This is a genomic window from Serratia montpellierensis (assembly GCF_020858655.1).
GTDB classification, from domain to species: domain Bacteria; phylum Pseudomonadota; class Gammaproteobacteria; order Enterobacterales; family Enterobacteriaceae; genus Serratia; species Serratia montpellierensis.
In genome coordinates this window covers 224,210-243,297 of sequence record NZ_VOSN01000013.1, presented here as the reverse complement: position 1 = coordinate 243,297, position 19,088 = coordinate 224,210, and the positions used below count along the sequence as shown (strand labels likewise).

General features: G+C 60.0%; 18 protein-coding genes. 4 read left to right on the top strand and 14 right to left on the bottom strand.

Features of this window, described 5'->3' with window-relative positions; all coding sequences use genetic code 11:
* Nucleotides 1-120 precede the first annotated feature (120 nt).
* On the bottom strand, nt 121-1,512 hold the full coding sequence (locus tag FUU19_RS12955; protein WP_141968602.1) for an amino acid permease: 1,392 nt from the start codon (nt 1,510-1,512) through the stop codon (nt 121-123).
* Nucleotides 1,513-1,756: 244 nt separating this feature from the next.
* Nucleotides 1,757-2,707 carry a DUF1471 family protein YdgH gene (ydgH, locus tag FUU19_RS12950; RefSeq protein ID WP_147823852.1) on the bottom strand — a complete coding sequence of 317 codons (951 nt, stop codon included), beginning with the start codon at nt 2,705-2,707 and terminating at the stop codon, nt 1,757-1,759.
* A gap of 537 nt (nt 2,708-3,244) precedes the next feature.
* Here ydgH and pntA point away from each other — a divergent pair.
* Both pntA and pntB read left to right on the top strand, forming a co-directional pair.
* Nucleotides 3,245-4,774 (top strand): Re/Si-specific NAD(P)(+) transhydrogenase subunit alpha, encoded by a 1,530-nt coding sequence (gene pntA / locus FUU19_RS12945; RefSeq protein ID WP_141968606.1) that lies wholly within the window; start codon nt 3,245-3,247, stop codon nt 4,772-4,774.
* Nucleotides 4,775-4,784: 10 nt separating this feature from the next.
* Nucleotides 4,785-6,179: a Re/Si-specific NAD(P)(+) transhydrogenase subunit beta gene (gene pntB, locus FUU19_RS12940; RefSeq protein WP_025302964.1), complete on the top strand. Its 1,395-nt coding sequence runs from the start codon at nt 4,785-4,787 to the stop codon at nt 6,177-6,179.
* Between the two features lie 64 nt (nt 6,180-6,243).
* Here the strand turns inward: pntB and uspE are convergent, their stop codons facing one another.
* Together uspE and fnr are read right to left on the bottom strand one after the other, a co-directional pair.
* Nucleotides 6,244-7,206, bottom strand: a complete 963-nt coding sequence (gene uspE / locus FUU19_RS12935) for a universal stress protein UspE (protein WP_063989987.1) — start codon at nt 7,204-7,206, stop codon at nt 6,244-6,246.
* Between the two features lie 126 nt (nt 7,207-7,332).
* The gene (gene fnr / locus FUU19_RS12930) at nt 7,333-8,097 is read right to left on the bottom strand and encodes a fumarate/nitrate reduction transcriptional regulator Fnr (protein WP_004938278.1); all 765 of its coding nucleotides are present in this window, start codon (nt 8,095-8,097) and stop codon (nt 7,333-7,335) included.
* 392 nt (nt 8,098-8,489) lie between these two features.
* Here fnr and FUU19_RS12925 point away from each other — a divergent pair, with 392 nt between their 5' ends.
* Together FUU19_RS12925 and FUU19_RS12920 are read left to right on the top strand one after the other, a co-directional pair.
* Nucleotides 8,490-8,825, top strand: a complete 336-nt coding sequence (locus FUU19_RS12925) for a hypothetical protein (RefSeq protein WP_230489893.1) — start codon at nt 8,490-8,492, stop codon at nt 8,823-8,825.
* Between the two features lie 16 nt (nt 8,826-8,841).
* Nucleotides 8,842-9,369: a glycine zipper family protein gene (locus tag FUU19_RS12920; protein ID WP_230489892.1), complete on the top strand. Its 528-nt coding sequence runs from the start codon at nt 8,842-8,844 to the stop codon at nt 9,367-9,369.
* Here FUU19_RS12920 and ogt read toward each other — a convergent pair.
* From ogt to FUU19_RS12870, 10 genes are all read right to left on the bottom strand, one after another.
* Entirely contained in the window at nt 9,366-9,896 is a 531-nt protein-coding gene (gene ogt / locus FUU19_RS12915) for a methylated-DNA--[protein]-cysteine S-methyltransferase (RefSeq protein WP_230489890.1), read from the bottom strand. The genes FUU19_RS12920 and ogt overlap by 4 nt on opposite strands.
* Nucleotides 9,897-10,115: 219 nt before the next feature.
* Entirely contained in the window at nt 10,116-10,427 is a 312-nt protein-coding gene (locus tag FUU19_RS12910) for a hypothetical protein (RefSeq protein WP_141968612.1), read from the bottom strand.
* Nucleotides 10,428-10,734: 307 nt separating this feature from the next.
* Entirely contained in the window at nt 10,735-11,589 is an 855-nt protein-coding gene (locus FUU19_RS12905) for a tagatose bisphosphate family class II aldolase (protein ID WP_025302961.1), read from the bottom strand.
* Nucleotides 11,590-11,598: 9 nt separating this feature from the next.
* Nucleotides 11,599-12,765 carry an SIS domain-containing protein gene (locus FUU19_RS12900; protein ID WP_202669551.1) on the bottom strand — a complete coding sequence of 389 codons (1,167 nt, stop codon included), beginning with the start codon at nt 12,763-12,765 and terminating at the stop codon, nt 11,599-11,601.
* 26 nt (nt 12,766-12,791) lie between these two features.
* Entirely contained in the window at nt 12,792-13,562 is a 771-nt protein-coding gene (gene agaR / locus FUU19_RS12895) for a transcriptional repressor AgaR (protein ID WP_202669550.1), read from the bottom strand.
* A 332-nt stretch (nt 13,563-13,894) separates the two neighbouring features.
* Nucleotides 13,895-14,800 (bottom strand): ROK family protein, encoded by a 906-nt coding sequence (locus tag FUU19_RS12890; protein ID WP_202669993.1) that lies wholly within the window; start codon nt 14,798-14,800, stop codon nt 13,895-13,897.
* Between the two features lie 18 nt (nt 14,801-14,818).
* Nucleotides 14,819-16,102, bottom strand: coding sequence for a Gfo/Idh/MocA family protein (locus tag FUU19_RS12885; RefSeq protein WP_197834127.1), 1,284 nt, complete (start codon nt 16,100-16,102; stop codon nt 14,819-14,821).
* 19 nt (nt 16,103-16,121) lie between these two features.
* Entirely contained in the window at nt 16,122-17,234 is a 1,113-nt protein-coding gene (locus tag FUU19_RS12880) for an ABC transporter ATP-binding protein (protein ID WP_202669549.1), read from the bottom strand.
* 21 nt (nt 17,235-17,255) lie between these two features.
* A complete protein-coding gene (locus FUU19_RS12875) occupies nt 17,256-18,074 on the bottom strand; it encodes a carbohydrate ABC transporter permease (RefSeq protein WP_004938251.1) in 819 nt (272 codons plus the stop codon).
* Between the two features lie 10 nt (nt 18,075-18,084).
* Nucleotides 18,085-19,026, bottom strand: coding sequence for a carbohydrate ABC transporter permease (locus tag FUU19_RS12870; protein WP_025302955.1), 942 nt, complete (start codon nt 19,024-19,026; stop codon nt 18,085-18,087).
* Nucleotides 19,027-19,088: the final 62 nt, after the last annotated feature.

Sequence of the window (19,088 nt, the reverse complement as noted above, 5' to 3'; positions counted from 1 at the left end):
TAATTGCATTTGAAATCGCAAGCGTGGCAATTGACCGATCAACCGCGGGGGGGAGAGGTAAAAAAGGGGAAAGAGGGGTAACGAAATGCGGCTGACGGGCAGCCGCATTAGCAGGCTATTTTAGTGCAACATAAACCAGCCGGCAGGCAGCGTGGCCACCAGCAGCAAGAAGATACTGCCTTTTTCCAGGCGATTCAGCAGATTGATATCCCGATGGCCATGGCGGGCGTACATGAACACCAACAGGCCCGGCGCATATAGCAGCACCGACATCAGCAGGTGCATCAGCCCGGAAGCGTACAGCAGCCACAGGCCATAGACGCAGGCGCCGGTTGCGGCAAAGATCAAGCGTTTGTCGCGGCGGCGGTATGCCACCTTAAACAGAAATGCGCCGACCAGGAAGTAAGGCACCAGGATCATTTCTGATGCGATGGTCAACAGCGAGTTGTAGTTGCTGCCGGTCAACCAGATCAGTACCAGCGCCAGCTGCACCGCGATGTTGGTCAGCCACAGCGAAGATGCTGGGGCGTGATGGCGATTCTGCTTGCCGAACACGCGCGGAAACGCGCCGTGCTGTGCGGCCAGCAGCGGCACTTCCGCCGCCATGATGGTCCAGCTCAGGTAGGCGCCGCAGACGGAAATGATCAGACCGGCGGCGATGATCACGTCCCCCCACGGGCCGATCAGTTCCACCATCAGTACCGCCATCGACGGGTTGCGCATGTCGGCCAATTCGCTGCGCGGCACCACGCCCAGCGACAGCAGCGTGACCATCAGGTACACCGCCAGCGCCGACAGCACCGCCAGCATGGTGGCGCGGCCCACGTCTTTTTTATTGCGGGCGCGGGCGGAAACCACCACGGCGCCTTCCACGCCGATAAACACCCACAGGGTGATCAGCATAGTGTCCTTGACCTGTTCCCACACCGGCTTGCCGAGGGCGATACCCTTGAAATCCAGCGTGAACACGTCCATTTTGAAGGCGATCGCCGCCAAAACGGCGAACATCCCCAGCGGCAGCAGCTTGGCCAGGGTGGCGGCCAGATTGATGCTGGCCGCGGTTTGTACGCCCCGCAGCACCAGCGCATGCACGATCCACAGCAGGGCGGATTCGGCGATCAGCGCCTGCCAGGTATTGCCGTCACCGAGAATCACGTTGCCGCCGCGATCGGTGAAAATACTCAGCGCCGCGAACACGATCACCAGATACGAAACGTTGGCGATAACGGCGCACAGCCAGTAACCCCAGGCGGAGCAGAACCCCATCAGTTCGCCGAATCCCTCTTTGGCGTAGGTGAAGATGCCGCCGTCCAAATCCGGGCGCAGGCGCGTAAGCAGCAGCATGGCGAAGGCCAAAAACAGAATGCCGACGCCGGTGATCCCCCAACCCAGCAGCAACGCGGCGGGGCTGGCGACCTGCGCCATGTTTTGCGGCAGACTGAACACGCCGGCGCCCAGCATCGAGCTGAGCACCAAAGCGGTTAGCGCGGTAAGACCGAGTTTTTTTTCCAATGACGGATCCTGAACGCAGAATAAACAACTGGAAGGGAACTGCTTGGCGGCAACAATGTATTAACAACCACTGCGCGAATAGACAATAGCCCTAAAAATTGGCGCAAATTTTACGGAGGGATGATTAGAGATGCAATGATTGAATATGCGGAATTTACAAAAAACTATTCAACGTGCGATGAAAAAAGCGGCAATAAAAACGGGCAGCTCAAGGGCTGCCCAATGGTAAACCGAAAAGAGGGTTTTATTTGAACAGATCGGCGCTGACGGTCAGGTTGCCGCCGCTCTTGTTCTGCCACTGACGGGTAACGTGGTAGTACTTGGCGCCTTTCTCGGCCGCGCGTTTCGCCACTTCGGTGGAGACATCGGTCATGCTGTTGAAGTGGCCGGTGAAGGTGACGGAATCGAACGGCACCATCTGCGCGGCGGTCACGTTGTTCACTTCCTGGATCTTGGTGCCGTTAGGCAGCGTGACGGTATAGCGTTGGCCGGTAGAGGACTGGGTTTCGAAGAAACGGCCTACGTCGCGGCTTGGCGAACCGGAAGACGCGACGCCAGGGATTTCGACTTTCGCGGCAGCGGCGCCACCGGCGGCCAGCGCGGCGCGGCCGGCGTCAGAATCGGCCGGAATGGCATCCGGGCTCTGCACGCGGCGTTTTGGCGCATCGGCCTTATAGATGTAGGCGGTGACGAACTGGTTACCGCCGGAGTTGGCGTCAACCTGGCGCACGATGAAGAAGGATGCAGCGCCTTTTTTCTTCGCTTCTTTGGAGATGGCGTCGTTGATGTCCGGCTGGCTGCGGTAGAAACCGCTGACGCTCACGGTATCGTAAGGCTCCAGCAGATAGGCTTCCTCTTTAGGCAGTTCGTTCACGCCGTTAAATACGCGGTATTTTGGTGTTTTGCTCACTTCTGGCGCATCTTTATGATAAAGGTCTGCGGTGACGCGCCAGTTGCCGCCGTTGTTGCTGTTGTTGCTGTCCTGGATATAGAAGGAATCGGCACCCAGTTTGTCTGCACGGCGGGATACGGCGTCGACGGCTTCATTGATGGCATTGAAGCGGCCGGTAATCGTGATGCGATCAAACGGCTTCAGCGCCGCTGCTTTCTCAGGAGTTAACTCTTGCGCCGCATGAGCAGACAGCGCGGTGAGTGATAACAAGGCTGACGCGATGATCGTGGTCTTCAGCTTCATAAAAAATCCTTTCGCCTAGCGCATTAACGTTTATAACGTACTGAACTGTTTAAGTGTAATTCAGCCGTCGATTATTACATGTAATTCTGAAAACTGTCTCAGCATTTTATGTTATCCCGTGCGACAAATCGGTGACGGTGACGCGGGTCGCACGGATGGCGCCACCGTCATAAGTTTCCATAATAACGGCCTTGGTGTCATTAATGTTAATTATTCACAAAATGATAACTTTTATGCTTTTCCGCCGCGCGTGGCAATAATTCGTTACGCCGGGCGTAAACCTCTTGCCACGCAGAATACGCTGTTCTGTATGGGTTTTTTCACAGTAAATTGCGATTTGTCATATTACGCGCGGCGTTTTTATGTAAAAACAGAGCTGAATGCGTAAGCAATTATGGATCATCGACCTTATTTTCAGTAGGTTATAGTTGGCGTCTGAAATCAGTGCGGGCAAGTTAACGCCTGGCTCGCCGCTGGCGCCGTGCTATGGGCAGGAAAATAATAAACATCATCCAAGACAGGTGAGAAGGGAACATTATGCGTATTGGTGTACCAAGAGAGCGGTTGGCCAATGAAGCCCGGGTCGCAGCCACGCCGAAAACGGTGGAACAACTGCTGAAGCTGGGTTTTACCGTCGCGATTGAACGCGGGGCGGGCAAACTGGCCAGTTTTGAGGACGTCGCCTACGAAGCCGCCGGTGCGGCGCTGGTCGACGAAAGCGAAGTGTGGCAGTCGGATCTGATCCTGAAAGTCAACGCGCCGCAAGACGACGAGATCGCCTTGATGCGCGAAGGCAGCACGCTGGTCAGCTTTATCTGGCCGGCACAAAACCCCGAATTGATGGCCAAGCTGGCGGCGCGCAACGTCACCGCGCTGGCGATGGACTCGGTGCCGCGCATCTCGCGCGCCCAGTCGATGGATGCGCTGAGCTCGATGGCCAACATCGCCGGCTACCGCGCGATCGTCGAAGCGGCGCATGAGTTTGGCCGCTTCTTCACCGGCCAGATCACCGCCGCTGGCAAAGTGCCGCCGGCCAAGGTGATGATCATCGGTGCCGGCGTGGCCGGCCTGGCGGCGATCGGCGCCGCGGGCAGCCTCGGTGCCATCGTGCGCGCCTTCGACACCCGCCCGGAAGTGAAAGAGCAGGTGCAGAGCATGGGCGCGGAATTCCTCGAGCTGGATTTTGAAGAGGAAGCGGGCAGCGGCGACGGCTACGCCAAAGTGATGTCCGAAGCCTTTATCAAGGCCGAGATGGCGCTTTTCGCCGCGCAGGCGGCAGAGGTCGATATCATCGTCACCACCGCACTGATCCCGGGTAAACCGGCGCCGAAGCTCATCACCAAAGAGATGGTGGCGTCGATGAAGCCGGGCAGCGTGATCGTCGATCTGGCGGCGCAAACCGGCGGCAACTGCGAGCTGACCGTGGCGGACACCATTACCGTGACCGACAACGGCGTGAAAATCATCGGCTATACCGACCTGCCGAGCCGCTTGCCGACCCAATCTTCGCAGCTGTACGGCACCAATCTGGTCAACCTGCTGAAGCTGCTGTCGAAAGAGAAAAACGGCGAGATCGATATCGATTTCGACGATACGGTGATCCGCGGCGTTACCGTAGTGCGCAGCGGTGAAGTCACCTGGCCGGCGCCGCCGATCCAGGTCTCCGCCCAGCCGAAAGCGGCGCCTGCCGCCGCACCGGTGGCCAAACCCGAAGCCAAGCCGACCTCACCGTGGCTGAAGTACGGCCTGATGGCCCTGGCGATCCTGCTGTTCGGCTGGCTGGCGGACGCGGCGCCGAAAGAGTTCCTGTCGCACTTTACCGTGTTCGCGCTGGCCTGCGTGGTCGGTTACTACGTGGTCTGGAACGTCAGCCATGCGCTGCATACCCCGTTGATGTCGGTCACCAACGCGATCTCAGGGATTATCGTGGTCGGTGCGCTGTTGCAGATCGGCCATGGCGGCTGGGTGAGTTTCCTCTCCTTTATCGCCGTGCTGATCGCCAGCATCAATATTTTCGGTGGGTTCACCGTCACTCAGCGCATGCTGAAGATGTTCCGCAAGAACTAAGGGGTAGCAAATGTCTGGAGGATTGGTTACAGCTGCATACATTGTTGCCGCTATTTTGTTTATTTTCAGCCTGGCGGGCCTGTCGCGTCATGAAACGTCGAAGCAGGGCAACCTGTTCGGCGTCGCCGGTATGGCGATCGCGCTGATCGCCACCATTCTGGGGCCGGATTCCGGCAACGTCGGCTGGATCATCATTGCCATGATCATCGGCGGCTCGATCGGCGTCTATCTGGCCAAGAAGGTCGAGATGACCGAAATGCCGGAGCTGGTGGCGGTGCTGCACAGCTTCGTTGGCCTGGCTGCGGTGCTGGTCGGTTTCAACAGCTACCTGGATCACGGCGCGCCGATGGAACCGGTGATGGCGAATATCCATCTGACCGAAGTGTTCCTCGGCATCTTTATCGGTGCGGTGACTTTCACCGGGTCGATCGTCGCCTTCGGTAAGCTGCGCGGCATCATCTCTTCCAAGCCGCTGATGCTGCCGAACCGCCACAAGCTGAATCTGGCGGCGCTGGTGATCTCGTTCCTGCTGCTGGTCGCGTTCGTGCGCGCCGACAGCGTGGGCTGGCAGGTGGTGACGCTGCTGCTGATGACGGCGATCGCACTGGCGTTCGGCTGGCATCTGGTGGCTTCGATCGGCGGCGCCGACATGCCGGTGGTGGTGTCGATGCTCAACTCCTATTCGGGGTGGGCGGCGGCCGCGGCGGGCTTCATGCTGAGCAACGATCTGCTGATCGTCACCGGCGCGCTGGTGGGCTCGTCGGGGGCGATCCTGTCTTACATTATGTGTAAGGCAATGAACCGCTCGTTTATCAGCGTGATCGCCGGCGGTTTCGGCAGTGACGGTTCGTCTACCGGCGATGCCGAAGAGATGGGAGAATACCGTGAAACCACGGCGGAAGAGGTGGCCGAGCAGCTGAAGAACTCCACCTCGGTGATCATCACCCCGGGTTACGGCATGGCGGTGGCGCAGGCGCAATATCCGGTAGCGGAAATCACCGAGAAACTGCGGGCGCGCGGCGTGAAGGTGCGCTTCGGCATTCACCCGGTCGCGGGGCGTTTGCCGGGCCACATGAACGTGCTGCTGGCGGAGGCTAAAGTGCCGTACGATGTGGTGCTGGAGATGGATGAAATCAACGAAGATTTCCCGGATACCGACACCGTGCTGGTGATCGGCGCCAACGACACGGTGAACCCGGCGGCACTGGAAGATCCGCGCAGCCCGATCGCCGGCATGCCGGTATTGGAAGTGTGGAAGGCGCAGAACGTGATCGCATTCAAACGCTCGATGAACACCGGCTACGCCGGCGTGCAGAACCCACTGTTCTTCAAGGAGAATACCCAAATGCTGTTTGGCGATGCCAAAGACAGCGTGGAGGCGATTCTGCGGGCGTTGCAGAAGTAGTTGAGCAACCAAAAAAAAAAAAAACGGGCCGCTTATTAGCGGCCCGTTTTTTTATGCGTGAAGGCTAATCTTCGTCGTCGTGCTCATCGTCTTCATCCGCCTCGATCGGGCAGTTGAAGTTTTCCGGTTTAATCACCAGCAGATCGCATTTCAGATGGTCGATCACATGTTCCGCAGTGTTGCCGATAAAGGCCGCTGAAATGCCGGTGCGGCCCAACGTGCCCAGAACCACCACGCCGGCCTGCAGGTGTTCGGCCAGATCGGGGATCACCTCCTCCGGCAGGCCTTTTTCTACGTGGGTGAACTCTTCCTTAATGCAGAATTTCTGTCGCAGCGCCTTCATGGCGATCAGGTGCTGGCCGCGAATGGCGTCATTGTAGACGCTTGGGTCAAAGTCGGGCAATTCGATGGCAATGTTGATCGGGGTAACGGGGTAGGCCCCAACCAGGTGAACCTCGGTCTGGTTGACGTTTTCTGCCAGTTCAACGGTTTCTTGCACCAGTTTGATATTGAGCGGGTCGTGATAGGGTTCTTCGCTGGCCAGGTTGACCGCCACCAGCGCTTTGCCGCCTTCCGGCCAAGGCTGGTCTTTCACCATCCATACCGGGCAAGGGCATTTGCGCAGCAGGTGCCAGTCGGTGGGAGTGAAGATCACCGATTCCAGCCGGTCATGCTGGTGCGCCATTTTCAGCAGCAGGTCATGTTGGCCGGACAGCACTTCCTGAATAATGGCTTCGAAGGGACGGTTATGCCAGACCACTTTGATTTCGATCGGCACGCCGTCGTTGAGATAGAAACGACACTGCTCGTTGATCCAGGCGGCGCGTTGGCTGATCACACCTTGCCGCATCGCCGTTCTTTCATCCGGAGAGAGCAGGGTCGTCATTTCGTAAGAGAAGTCATAAATGGGCAGGAAGGCTTTGATGCGCCCGCCGTTCCGTTTTACCAGGTACACGGCGCGGCGCAATGCCGGCTGATCGTCCTGATTGGGGTCAATAGCCACCAGAAGATTCTGATACTTCGCCATAGGGCCTCCTTACAGCTGAAATCAACAGTCTGTTAATTTACAGAGTAACCCAACATTGAAAAACAGAACAACAACAGAAGCGTGCCGGATCAACAATTTCGGGGAAATGTTGATCCGGCAGGGGGATCAGGCGTTGACGGTCACGTTGATGCGCGGCGTGCCGGCCAGCACCGACAGGGCGTCGGCGTTTTCGATGGTGATGTATTTGCCTTTCACGCTGAGGATTTCGCTTTTCTGGAAGCGGCCCAGCAGACGGCTGATGGTTTCCACCGTCAGGCCGAGGTAGTTGCCGATGTCGCCGCGGGTCATGGTCAAACGGAACTCGCGTGGTGAGAAACCGCGCTCCGCGAAGCGGCGCGACAGGTTGTAAACGAACGCCGCCAGGCGCTCTTCGGCGTTTTTCTTCGACAGTAGCAGGATCATGTCCTGATCGCCTTTGATCTCGCCGCTCATCAGCCGCATGATCTGCTGACGCAGGTTAGGCATTTTGCCGGACAGATCGTCGAGGGTCTCGAACGGGATCTCGCACACCATCGAGGTTTCCAGCGCCTGGGCGAAGCTCGGGTGCTTCAGGCCGCCGATGGCATCGAAGCCCACCAGGTCACCCGCCAGGTGGAAACCGGTGATTTGCTCGTCGCCTTGCTCGGTGATGGTGTAGCTTTTGATGGTCCCGGAACGGATCGCGTACAGCGATTTCAGCTCGTCGCCGGCCTTGAACAGGGTCTGGCCTTTCTGGATGGGCTTTTTCCTCTCGATAATGTTGTCGAGCTGGTCCAGCTCGTGAGCATTAAGGGTGAAAGGAATGCACAGCTGGCTGATGCTGCAGTCCTGGCAATGGATCGCACAACCACCAGACTGGATACGACGAATCACGCGTTTTTCCGGGATCATAGATTACGCTCATTCAATAATTGATATGAGTCAATTTTAACATCTTTTGCTGCAGCTGATAAGGGTGGCATTAGCATGAATAGGGGTATTGTGTGCGAATTTTGCGCACACATGCCGCCGATTATTCTGTATTGCGCTGAAGTCGCTAGATTTATTTGGCACTTATGGGCAACGTGCGATTGTCTTCGCGGCGGCGCGAGCCGGGCAATCGCCGCGAGCGGCCTTTGCGGCGTGCATCGGCAAATTTTAGCGACGTGAATCAATCATCCTTTGACACATCTGCTGGCGAAAGCTTGTCGCATTCATCTGAATCCTCACCGCAAAGCCGCGCGGCGTCGGCGTTAAGCTGAAGGTCAGAAAGGCAGCTGAACAATCCTGTTTGGGAGTGGATGATGAAAAAGAGCATATTGTTGATGGCGGTTGCCGGGGTGTTGATGACGGCCAGCGCCGCCGCCTTCGCCCACGGCTATTACGGCCACGGCTACTACCGGCATGGCTATTACTATGGTGGGCCGCGCGTGGTGATCGGCGTGCCCTGGGGGCCGCCGCCGCTCTATTATCCGCCGCCACCGGTGGTGTATGTCACACCGCCGCCGCCGCAGACCTATATTGAAAAGCCGCCGAGCTACGCCTACTACTGCCGCCGTCCGGCGGGCTATTACCCGCAGGTACCGCGTTGTCCCGACGGTTGGATGAAAGTGGTGCCAGACGGTCCGTTCTCCCGGTGATTAAAGGCGGTGCGTGATGAGACACTCTTTTGCTTTCCCGCTAGTGGCGCTGGCCGGGCTGTTGGCCGGCTGCGTCTCTGCGCCTTCCGGGCCGGGGGTCACTGCGCTACCCGGTACGGGGAAAAGTTACGAACAATTCAATCGCGATGAGGCCATATGCCGCGGCTATGCGCAAAACAGCCTCGGCGGCGGCGCGCAAACGGCGGCCAATTCGGCGACGGGGACGGCGGTGGCGGGAACGGCCGTCGGCGCGGCGGCCGGGGCGTTGATCGGCGCGGCATCCGGTCATGCCGGCCCCGGCGCGCTGATCGGCGCGGGCGGCGGGTTGCTGGTCGGCAGCGCGATGGCCAATAACTCAGCCTGGCGCAGCAGCGATGACCTGCAAGACCGCTACGATACCGTGTATACGCAGTGCATGTACGCCAAAGGCAACAAGGTGCCGGTGGCCTACGGTTATGGTGAGGCCACCTCATCGCCGGTGCCGCCGGACTACTATCCCGCCGCCCCGGCGGAGGGCGTACCGCCTGACTATGTGCCGCGTTAGCGCGAGAGCAGATCCTGCGGCAGGTAGCCTTCGTGCTGCAGCAGCCACTGTTTGCGCTGTACGCCGCCGGCATAGCCGGTCAGCGCGCCCTGTGAACCGATCACCCGGTGGCAGGGCACCACGATGCTGATCGGATTTGAACCGTTGGCCATGCCGACCGCGCGCGAGGCGGTCGGACGGCCGATGCGTTGCGCCAGTTGGCCGTAGGTCAGGATCTTGCCGCAGGGGATTTGGCGCAGCTGTTGCCACACGGTTCGTTGGAACTCGGTGCCGGCGGTCATCACCGGCAACCGATCGATAATGCCCAGTTCCCCGGCGAAATAGCGTTGCATGGCGTCGGTCAGCCCGCTGGGATCGCGCTGTTCGCGCAGGGTGAAGCGATCGGCGCGGTAGTGGGTATTCAGCAGCTTCATCAGGCGCGCTTCGTGATCGGTCCAGTCAATCGCCCGCAGGCGCCCCTGTTCATCGGCAATCAGCACCAGTTCTCCCACCGGCGTAGCGGTACGATCAATCAAAAAAGTCTGCATCTGGATCACTCCTCGGTTTAGTAAAGCGATTATCGCATGAAACGGAGGGAGACGATGGCGGATTTCGGACATGCTGATGGGCAACCGCAGGGTTGCCCGAATAGCCGGCGCACGGTAAGGCAGATCGTCATTGTTCGTTAAATCTATAAATTAAATTTATAAGTTACCGATACAAGTTATGTCTTGTTTATTATTTCATCAAGCATTAACGCTTTGGGGTTACTTATAGTTGATGGTTACGCGTTTTAAATGTGGGTCGTTATTCACTATTTCGCTGGTGACGGTAGAGACTAATTCTTTTGGCATCTCTTTTAACGGCGTTGAAATATAACCATTCCGGTTTTCCGTCACTTTACCGAAGCAGTTTGAGATGAGCTGGTCGTTTTGGTGTTTGATGGTGCAGGCCGGCGTGGTAATGGTGCCGGTAAAACGCACGACGCCAGAGGCAACCTGGCTGCCGGAAAGCGGTTTTGCTTGCAGAGCGAAGGGCAGAATGACCAATGCGCTTAATACGGCTAAGTAATGGTTCATACGCTGTTCCTCTCAGAGTAAAAACACTGCCAATTAAAAAACAAGCGTGCTTGCTTTCATCAAATAAGCTATTTCGTCTGGCGAAATAAAAAACGAATGGGCAAGAATCCTACTGCCTGCATCCAATGAATTTGATAATAGGGAGGTAGGATGAGTAAAACCATGATTTGGATCATAGTGAAGGCCAGTTAATGATTTCCGGCGCGGGTGGGGTAAAAGGCTGTGATCGTTCTCTCAGGAAAGTCGGGAGTGGCGGGCAGTTTTCGCCCCCGTTGAGCCGTTGCCGTCTCCGGGGGCGAGCGCGGGATTACAGCATGCCGCTGCTGCCGCAGATGCGGATCTTTTCCGCTACCACTTCTTTCATCGCCAGCTTGCCGGGGACGATGTATTTGCGCGGATCGTTAGCATCCGGGTGCTGTGAAAAGTAGCTTTTCACCGCATCGGCGAAGGCGATTTTCAATTCGGTGGCGACGTTGACCTTGCAGACGCCGAGCGAAATCGCGCGCTTGACCATCGCTTCCGGAATGCCGGAGGCGCCGTGCAGCACCAGGGGCACGTCCACCTGTTCGCGGATCAGCGCCAGGCGCTCAAAGTCCAGCTTCGGCTCGCCGTGATACAGGCCGTGGGCGGAACCGATCGCCACCGCCAGCGAATCGATGCCGGTGGCGGCGACAAACTCGCGTGCCGCCATCGGGTCGGTATAGAAGCTGTCCGCGGTATCGACGATCAGATCGTCTTCCTGCCCGCCCAGGCGGCCCAGCTCCGCCTCCACGCTGGCGCCGTAGCGGTGGCACAGGGCCACTGCGGCAGCCACCTTGGCGATGTTCTGCTCGAACGGCAGATGGGAACCGTCGATCATCACCGAGCGGATACCGCTTTTCACCTTGTGCTCGATGTCGTCCAGCTCTTCGTGATGATCCAGATGCAGCGCCAGCGGCAAATCGTAGCGGTGCGCGGCCGATTGGCAAATGCCGATCAGGTAGTCGGTGCCGGCGTAGCTGAAGGTGCCGGGCGTGCCGGCCATGATCACCGGTGAGCGCAGCTCGGCGGCGGTCTCCGCCACCACCTGCACGGTTTCCAGATTGTGGACGTTAAACGCCGGAACGGCGTAACCCTGGCGCTGTGCCTTGAGCAGCATTTCTCGATTGGCTATCAGATACATGGGATCTCCTTACAACTCAGGGGAGGGAAAACGGTAAATCGTCACGCCTTTCACCACCCGGTTGACCTCGCCGGTCGGGCAAGGGTTGTCCGGGGTCAGCCCCAGCGCCAGTGAACTCTCGAAGGCCAGCATCTGGGTGAACAGCAGATACGGGAACAGCAGCCAGATATCGTCAGCCGCATCGTGAATATGCAGCAGGGCGTCGGACAGAGGTTGGCGTTCGCCGGTCAATCCGACCAACTGCATCGCCAGCCCGTCGCGCTGCAGCTCGTTCCACAGATCGCGGTCATACTGGCGGGCGTAGTCGTCGTGGGAGAACATCAGCACCACCAACGTCTGGCCGTCGACCATGAATTTCGGGCCGTGGCGCAGGCCGAGCGGCGAGTCGTAGCGTGTAACGATGCGGCCGGCGGTCAGCTCCAGCATCTTGAGCGAGGCCTCTTCGGCGAGGCCGATAAAGCAGCTGCCGCCGAGGGTGATGTAGCGGCGGAAGCCGCTGGCGGCCAGCGCTTTCACCTGCGCCTGCAGCGTTTCACGCAGTTCTCGGCAGCGCTGTACCATGGCACTCAGCGGTGCCTGGGCGGCCTCGAGCGACGTTGGGCCGAGCAGCAGCGCGGCGCTCAGCATCATGCAGCTGAAGCTGGAGGTCATGGCGAAGCTCTGATCGTTGGAGCCTTGCGGCATCACCAGCGAACAGACGTTGTCACGCCGATGCGCGTACTGCGCCAGCCGGCTGTCCGGGTTGCACACCAGCATCAGGTGATAGCTTTCCGGCAGCAGTTGGTCGGCCAACTCCACCGTCGCCACGCTTTCCGGGCTGTTGCCCGAACGGGCGAAGGAAACCAGCAGCGTCGGCCGCTCAGGGTCGAGATACTGCCGCGGGTTGGCGACGATATCGGTGGTGCCGTAGGCCACCACGTCGCGGCCGGTGCGTTCGCGCAGCCAGGGCGCCAGGGCGCGGCCGGCGAACGCCGAACTGCCGGCGCCGCACAGCACGATCTGCAGGCGCGGATCGGCCAGCAGCGGCGCCAGGAACGGCTGCCACTGCGCTTGTTGATCCTGCAGCTGCCGGTGCAGCATCGCCCACAGGTCCGGCTGTTGCCAAATCTCGGCGGCGGTGTGCCAGGCGTTGCGCTGCTTCAGCCAATCCGCCTCGTAAGAGAAATACGCGTTCATGATGACAGCTCCTTAAAAAGCCTCGGTTAACGGTCGGCGATAATCACGTCGATCCCTAAATGGTGCAGCGCCTGCAGGTAGTGCTCCGGAATGCGGCTGTCGGTGACCAGGCGGTGGATCTGGCCGATTTCGCGGATCATGCAAAAACTGGTGCGGCCAAATTTGCTGGCGTCGGCGATGGCGATCACTTCACGCGCCACCTCGCACATCACGCGGTTCAGCTGCGCTTCGCCCGGATCCGGCGTGGTGATGCCGCTCGCGAGATCGAAACCGTCGACGCCGAGAAACAGCTTGTCGAACCGGTACTGGCGCAGTTGCTGTTCGGCGGCGGGGCCGTACAGCGACCAGGCCTTGCGGCGCACGCTGCCCCCGACCACCATCAGATCGATCTGCTCGTTGTTGGCCAGCTCGAAGGCGATGTTCAGCGCGTTGGTCATTACCACCAGATCCTTTTTGCCCGCCAGCTGCGGCGCCATCTGGCTGGTGGTGGAGCCGGAGTCGAGGATGACCGCGTCGCCGTCTTCGATCAGCGCCGCCGCCGCGCAGGCGATGGCGTGTTTCACGTCGCGATTGATACGGCCCTTGTCCTGCAGCGGGCGGTCGAAGGCGAACTGTTTGTTCAACATGGCGCCGCCGTAAGCGCGTACCGCGCAGCCGTGCTTTTCCAACTGGCGCAGATCGCTGCGGATGGTGACGCTGGACACCGAAAACTGCTGGCTGAGCTGCTCCACGCGCACCGTGCCCTCGCGGCACAGCTGGTCGATAATTAATTCCCGGCGTTTTGCGGTATTGATCATTAACGCAGACTCCTGATTTACCTGTAGCCGTGCCCGACCGCGGCTTAATAAGCCGCAGCGAGACCGACCGGAGCGCTTTCAGTTGTTCGTGGCGAATTACAGCAAACGAAACACTGAAATGCAATCGATTAATTTTAAAATATCTATATCTATCAGGTGTTTATATTTAATTTTGCTTTCAGTTTAATGCCAACCGAAAGCGGTATTAACGCAAAGTGAAAACGGCAAATTCGTTATTTTTCAGTCGACAATTCTCGCTATGACCTCATTCGGCCCCGCGACGGCGAAAGCCGCAGCGATCATTCGACAACCGCCGGGCTTTCACTGTTTTTTTATGCCGCCGTTTGTAATAGCGCCGCGCCGCGCACGCCGCTGCTGTCACCGTGCACCGGCGGGAATACCGCTGCCGGTTCCACGCCCGGCAGCAGCCAGCGCCGCATTGCCGTCGGCAACAGCGGATACAGCTCGCCGACGTTGGACAAGCCACCGCCCAGCACGAAGGCATCAACGTCCAACAGCAGTTGCAAACCGGCCAGCGCGCTGGCCAGGATGTCGACGTACACGGTCATTAGCCACTGTGCGTGCGCATTCCCCGCGCGGTAGCTGGCGACCAGCGCCGGCACGTCGGCGGCCGGATGGGCAAAATGGCGGCTCAGCGCCAGCAGCCCGCTGCCGGAGACGTAGCGTTCAAAACAGCCGGTCAACCCGCAGTTGCAGCGGAACAGCGGCAGATCGTAACGCTGCGCCAGCTGGGCCGAGATCGGCATATGGCCCCATTCGCCTGCCAGTCCGTTGCGCCCCTTGTGCAGTTGCCGGTTCACCACCAGGCCACCGCCGGCGCCGGTGCCGATGATGGCGCCGAACACCAGCGGCAGGTGTGCGGTTTGCGGCGTACTGGCTTCCGACAGCGCGAAACAGCGGCAATCATTCTCGATGGCGATCGGCCGCGCCAGCGCCTGCGTCAAATCATCCGCTAGGCAATGCCCGGTCAGGCAGGGCACGTTGACCGCCAGCTGGCGGCGGCTGACGGGATCGGTGATCCCCGGCAGGCCGATGCCAATGCTGCCGCGTGTGTGCAGCTCGCGATCTGCCTGCTCGACCAGCCCGGTGATGCAGGCCACGAATTCGCCGTAATCGCTGGTAGGGGTGCGCACCCGCTGGATCAGCACCTGATTGAGTCGGCGATCGTAAGCGGCCATTTCAATCTTGGTGCCGCCGATGTCGAAGCCGTAACGCATCTCTGTTGTGGCCATGCTTCAGGCTCCGTTCAGAGCGATCACCGCCGCTTCACGGCGTGCGCGTTCGGCGGCGAACACCATCAGGTGGCTCTCCAGCGCTTCGGCCGGGCCGGCCAGCACCTGGCTCGGATCGTTGGCGCGAATGGCCGCGATAAAGTGCTGCATCAGGTAGTAGTCGCCGCCGCCGTGGCCGGCCATGGCGTGCAGATCCTGGCCGGCGTCGGTGTCGTAATGCGTTTCGCCGTCGTCGAGGAACGAGGTGATGCGGATATGGCGGCCGTCGCCTTCCAGGCAGCCGCGGCTGCCGAAAATGCGGGTGTGGCGATCTTCGTGGCGAGTGAAGGCCGTCATGGTGAACGACGCAGTGCGGCCGCCGGCGAACTGCATGTTGACCACTTGATGGTCGACCACGTTATTGTCGCAGCGGTAAACGCAGCGGCCGTAGGGCCCGTCGCGCAGCGCCGCCCGCAGCGTCGTCTGGTCGGGTTCCGGCGTCAGCACCCGCAGAAAGCCGGGCGTGGCCTTGTGGTCGTCGCCCAGATAGATGCGTTTGGCGGAATAGGGGCAGGACGCCTCCACCGCGCAATCCAGGCAGTTGTCCGCCGCGCCGGCCGGTTGGTTTTCCCGGCGGAAGTGGCGCAAGTTGCCGAAGGAGCTGACCTGTTCGCAGGGCTGCTCCATCACGTAGCGGATCCAATCGATGTCGTGGCAGGATTTCTGCAGCAGCATAAACGCGGCCTGCCTATCGTTGCGCCAGTTGCCGCGCACGAAGGAGTGCGCCTGATGCCAGTAGCCGACCGGCTCCAGGTGTTGCAGGCTGACGATGTCGCCGATCGCGCCGTCGCGCAGCAGCTGTTTGAGCTTTTGGGTATAGCGGGTATAGCGCAGCACGTGGCCGACCGAGAAGATCAGCTTTTGGCGCACGACCTCGGCGACGATGGCCCGGCACTCGTCGGCGTCCGGCGACAGCGGTTTTTCCAGCAGCATGGCGTAGCCCTGACGGGCGAAGGCCAGCGCCGGCTCCAGGTGCATCTGATCCTGAGTGCAGATCAGCACCGCGTCGGCCAGCTTGCCGGCGTCGGCGGCCTGGCGCCAGTCGGTGAAGACGTTTCCCGGCGCGATGGCATGCTGCGCCACGAACGGCTCGCGGTAGGCATCGCGCGGTTCCGCCACCGCCACCACCTGCATCAAATCGGGGTGCGCCAGCGCATAGCGCGAGTAGATTTCACCGCGCGCACCGGCGCCGACCACCAGCACCCGCACCGGGCGCTGGGCAACGTTGTTGGGTTGTGTTGACGACATTGCTGATACTCCGCTGTTGTTATTTGAGGTTTTGGCCGCTGAGCTCGTCGAACAAATGCGCGCGCGTCAGATCGAATGCCAGATGAATGCTTTCGCCGAGGCGCGGCTCCCAGTCCGGCAGCGACGCCATGCGCAACACGAAGCGCAGGTCGGCCAGTTCGCAGTGCAGCAACTCTTCGTTGCCCATGCGCTCGATGGTGACGATCTGCGCCGGGAAACAGTTGGCGCTACCGGGTGCGCACAGCCGCAGGGACTCCGGCCGGATGCCGAGACACACCCGCGCATGCGGGTAGTCCGCCAACTGCCGTTGCAGCGCCGCCGGCAGATCGAGCTGGTGCTGCAGGCCGATGCGCAGTCGCACCGTTTGGTCGTCGCGCACGATCGCCAGATCGTGCAAATTCATCGACGGGCTGCCGATAAACTCGGCGACGAAACGGTTGGCGGGGTGGTGGTACAGGTTGATCGGTTTATCCACCTGCATGATGGCGCCGCGGTTCATTACGCAAATGCGATCGCCCATGGTCATCGCTTCGACCTGATCGTGGGTGACGTACACCATGGTGGCGGCGGCGCCTTCCTGCTTCAGCTGATTGTGCAGTTCGATCAGCTGCACGCGCATCGACACCCGCAGCTTGGCGTCGAGGTTGGACAGCGGCTCATCGAACAGGAACACCTTGGGCTTGCGCACGATGGCGCGGCCGACCGCCACCCGCTGGCACTGGCCGCCGGAGAGCTGGCCCGGCTTGCGCTGCAGCAGGTTGGTGATCTCCAGTTTTTCCGCCGCGTCGCGCACCCGGCGGTCGATCTCGGCCTTGCTCTCTTTGCCGATCAGGCCGAACGCCATGTTCTTGTACACCGTCATGTGCGGGTACAGCGCATAGTTCTGGAACACCATGGCGACGCCGCGATCCTTCGGCATGCTGTCGTTGACGCAGCGATCGTGGATCAGGATCTGCCCCTCGCTGACGCTCTCCAGTCCGGCGATCATCCGCAGCAGGGTGGATTTGGCGCAGCCGGACGGGCCGACGAACACCATAAATTCCCCGTCCTCAATTTCCAGGTTGACGCCGTGCAGCGCGTGGAAACCGTTGGGGTAGACTTTTTTAACGCTGTTTAACTGAATTCCGGCCATGTCGTTTACCTTGTCTGCGCGTTAGCCTTTCACCCCGGCGCTGGCGATGCCCTGGATGAAATAGCGTTGGAAAATAATGAACAGCATCAGCATCGGGATCACCGCCATCAGCGCCCCGGCCATCAGCAACGGGTATTCCACCCCGGCGCGGCTGGAGAGCGAGGCGAGGCCAACCGGCAGCGTCAGCTTCTCGGTGGTGGTATTGACGATCAGCGGCCACATCAGGTTGTTCCAGCTCCACAGGCCGTTGATGATGACGCAGGCGATAATGCCCGGCCGGATCAGCGGCAGCATGATGCGCCAGAAGATGGCGAAGTAGCTGTAGCCGTCGATCAAGGCCGCTTCTTCCATCTCCTTCGGCACCGCCAGAAAGAACTGGCGCAGCAGGAAGGTGGCGTAGACGCTGAAAATGCCCGGCAGCACCAACCCGGTGATGCTGTTGACCAGCCCCAGCTTCTGGACCACCAGGAATTGCGGGATCAGAAACGCCTGGCCGGGCACCATCAGGATCGACACGCACACCAGGAACACCGCGTCGCGGCCGCGAAAATGCAGGCGCGAGAAGCCATAGGCGGCCAGGGTGGCGATCGCCATCTGCAGAGTGACGGTGAAGAAGGTCGCCAGCAGCGAGTTGAGATAAAAACCGGCGAACGGGATTTCGTGCATCACCCGGCCGTAGGCCTGCAGGCTGGGGTGCGCCGGCAGCAGCGTCAGCGGGATCTGAATGCTCTCGGCCTGAGTTTTCAACGAGGTCACCAGCATCCAGATAAAGGGTACGACCGAGGCCAGCGCCGCCAGCCCCATAAACAGGTACACCAGCGTTTTCTTGCTTGCGTTCATGTGCAGCTCCTCAGCTGACTTTCAGGCGCTTGCCGATCGCCATTTGAATCAGGGTTATCACCAGCGTGACGGCGAACAGCACCACGGTGATGGCGGAGGCGTAGCCTTTTTCCTGCAGGTAAAACGCGTACTTGTAGAACAGGTTGGTGACGGTCATCACGTCGTTTTCCACCAGCGCGCGGTCGAACATCAGGAACACCACGTCGAAGATTTGCAGGATCTCGATAAAGCTCATCACCGACACGAAGAACAGCGTCGGCACCATCATCGGCAGCGTGATGCAGAAGAAGCGCCGCAGGGTGCCGATGCCGTCGATATCCGCCGCCTCGTACAGCTGGCGCGGAATGCTCTGCAGCCCGGCCAGCAAAATGATGATCTTCAGCGCCAGCGACGACCAGATGATGATGATGGACACGCTGATGCGCACCACGTCCGGATCGGACAGCCAGGCGACCGGCGCAATGTGCAGCAGGCCCAGCGCCTGGTTGATCAGGCCGAAGTCCTTGTTGAACAGCCATTGCCACACCATGGCCACCGCCGCAGGCATGGTGACCGCCGGCAGGAACAGCAGGGTGCGCAGCAGGCCTTTGCCACGGATGTTCTGATTGAGGCCGATCGCCAGCAGCAGCGACAGGCTCAGGCTGATCGGCACGCACACCACCACGTAGAACAAGGTGTTGGCGGCGGCGGTGTAGAAGTCGTCGTCTTCGAACAGGTTGAGATAGTTATCGACGCTGATGCTGCTCCAGCGCATGAACTGGTTCAGATCGGTAAAGCTGTAAAAAATGTTTTGCAAAAAGGGGATCAGGTAAAACACCGTCACCCCCAACAACAGCGGCAGGATCATCACCCAGCCCCAGAAGCGTTCGGCGCGTTCGAGCCGATTGAGCGCGGGGCGGGCGGTGCGCCGGGATGGTTTCAGGGTGACCGTAGCCGTTTCTGCCAGCGACATGTTGCCATTCCTCACCTATGACGTTCAGCGTGGGTCCACCGCGGCGCGCGCTCGGGGCAGCG

Bases quoted from the DNA above. Each gene is read 5' to 3' on its own strand.
- ydgH (WP_147823852.1), bottom strand. From the start codon at position 2,707: ATGAAGCTGAAGACCACGATCATCGCGTCAGCCTTGTTATCACTCACC.
- pntA (WP_141968606.1), top strand. From the start codon at position 3,245: ATGCGTATTGGTGTACCAAGAGAGCGGTTGGCCAATGAAGCCCGGGTC.
- pntB (WP_025302964.1), top strand. From the start codon at position 4,785: ATGTCTGGAGGATTGGTTACAGCTGCATACATTGTTGCCGCTATTTTG.
- uspE (WP_063989987.1), bottom strand. From the start codon at position 7,206: ATGGCGAAGTATCAGAATCTTCTGGTGGCTATTGACCCCAATCAGGAC.
- fnr (WP_004938278.1), bottom strand. From the start codon at position 8,097: ATGATCCCGGAAAAACGCGTGATTCGTCGTATCCAGTCTGGTGGTTGT.
- FUU19_RS12925 (WP_230489893.1), top strand. From the start codon at position 8,490: ATGAAAAAGAGCATATTGTTGATGGCGGTTGCCGGGGTGTTGATGACG.
- FUU19_RS12920 (WP_230489892.1), top strand. From the start codon at position 8,842: ATGAGACACTCTTTTGCTTTCCCGCTAGTGGCGCTGGCCGGGCTGTTG.
- ogt (WP_230489890.1), bottom strand. From the start codon at position 9,896: ATGCAGACTTTTTTGATTGATCGTACCGCTACGCCGGTGGGAGAACTG.
- FUU19_RS12910 (WP_141968612.1), bottom strand. From the start codon at position 10,427: ATGAACCATTACTTAGCCGTATTAAGCGCATTGGTCATTCTGCCCTTC.
- FUU19_RS12905 (WP_025302961.1), bottom strand. From the start codon at position 11,589: ATGTATCTGATAGCCAATCGAGAAATGCTGCTCAAGGCACAGCGCCAG.
- FUU19_RS12900 (WP_202669551.1), bottom strand. From the start codon at position 12,765: ATGAACGCGTATTTCTCTTACGAGGCGGATTGGCTGAAGCAGCGCAAC.
- agaR (WP_202669550.1), bottom strand. From the start codon at position 13,562: ATGATCAATACCGCAAAACGCCGGGAATTAATTATCGACCAGCTGTGC.
- FUU19_RS12890 (WP_202669993.1), bottom strand. From the start codon at position 14,800: ATGCGTTACGGCTTCGACATCGGCGGCACCAAGATTGAAATGGCCGCT.
- FUU19_RS12885 (WP_197834127.1), bottom strand. From the start codon at position 16,102: ATGTCGTCAACACAACCCAACAACGTTGCCCAGCGCCCGGTGCGGGTG.
- FUU19_RS12880 (WP_202669549.1), bottom strand. From the start codon at position 17,234: ATGGCCGGAATTCAGTTAAACAGCGTTAAAAAAGTCTACCCCAACGGT.
- FUU19_RS12875 (WP_004938251.1), bottom strand. From the start codon at position 18,074: ATGAACGCAAGCAAGAAAACGCTGGTGTACCTGTTTATGGGGCTGGCG.
- FUU19_RS12870 (WP_025302955.1), bottom strand. From the start codon at position 19,026: ATGTCGCTGGCAGAAACGGCTACGGTCACCCTGAAACCATCCCGGCGC.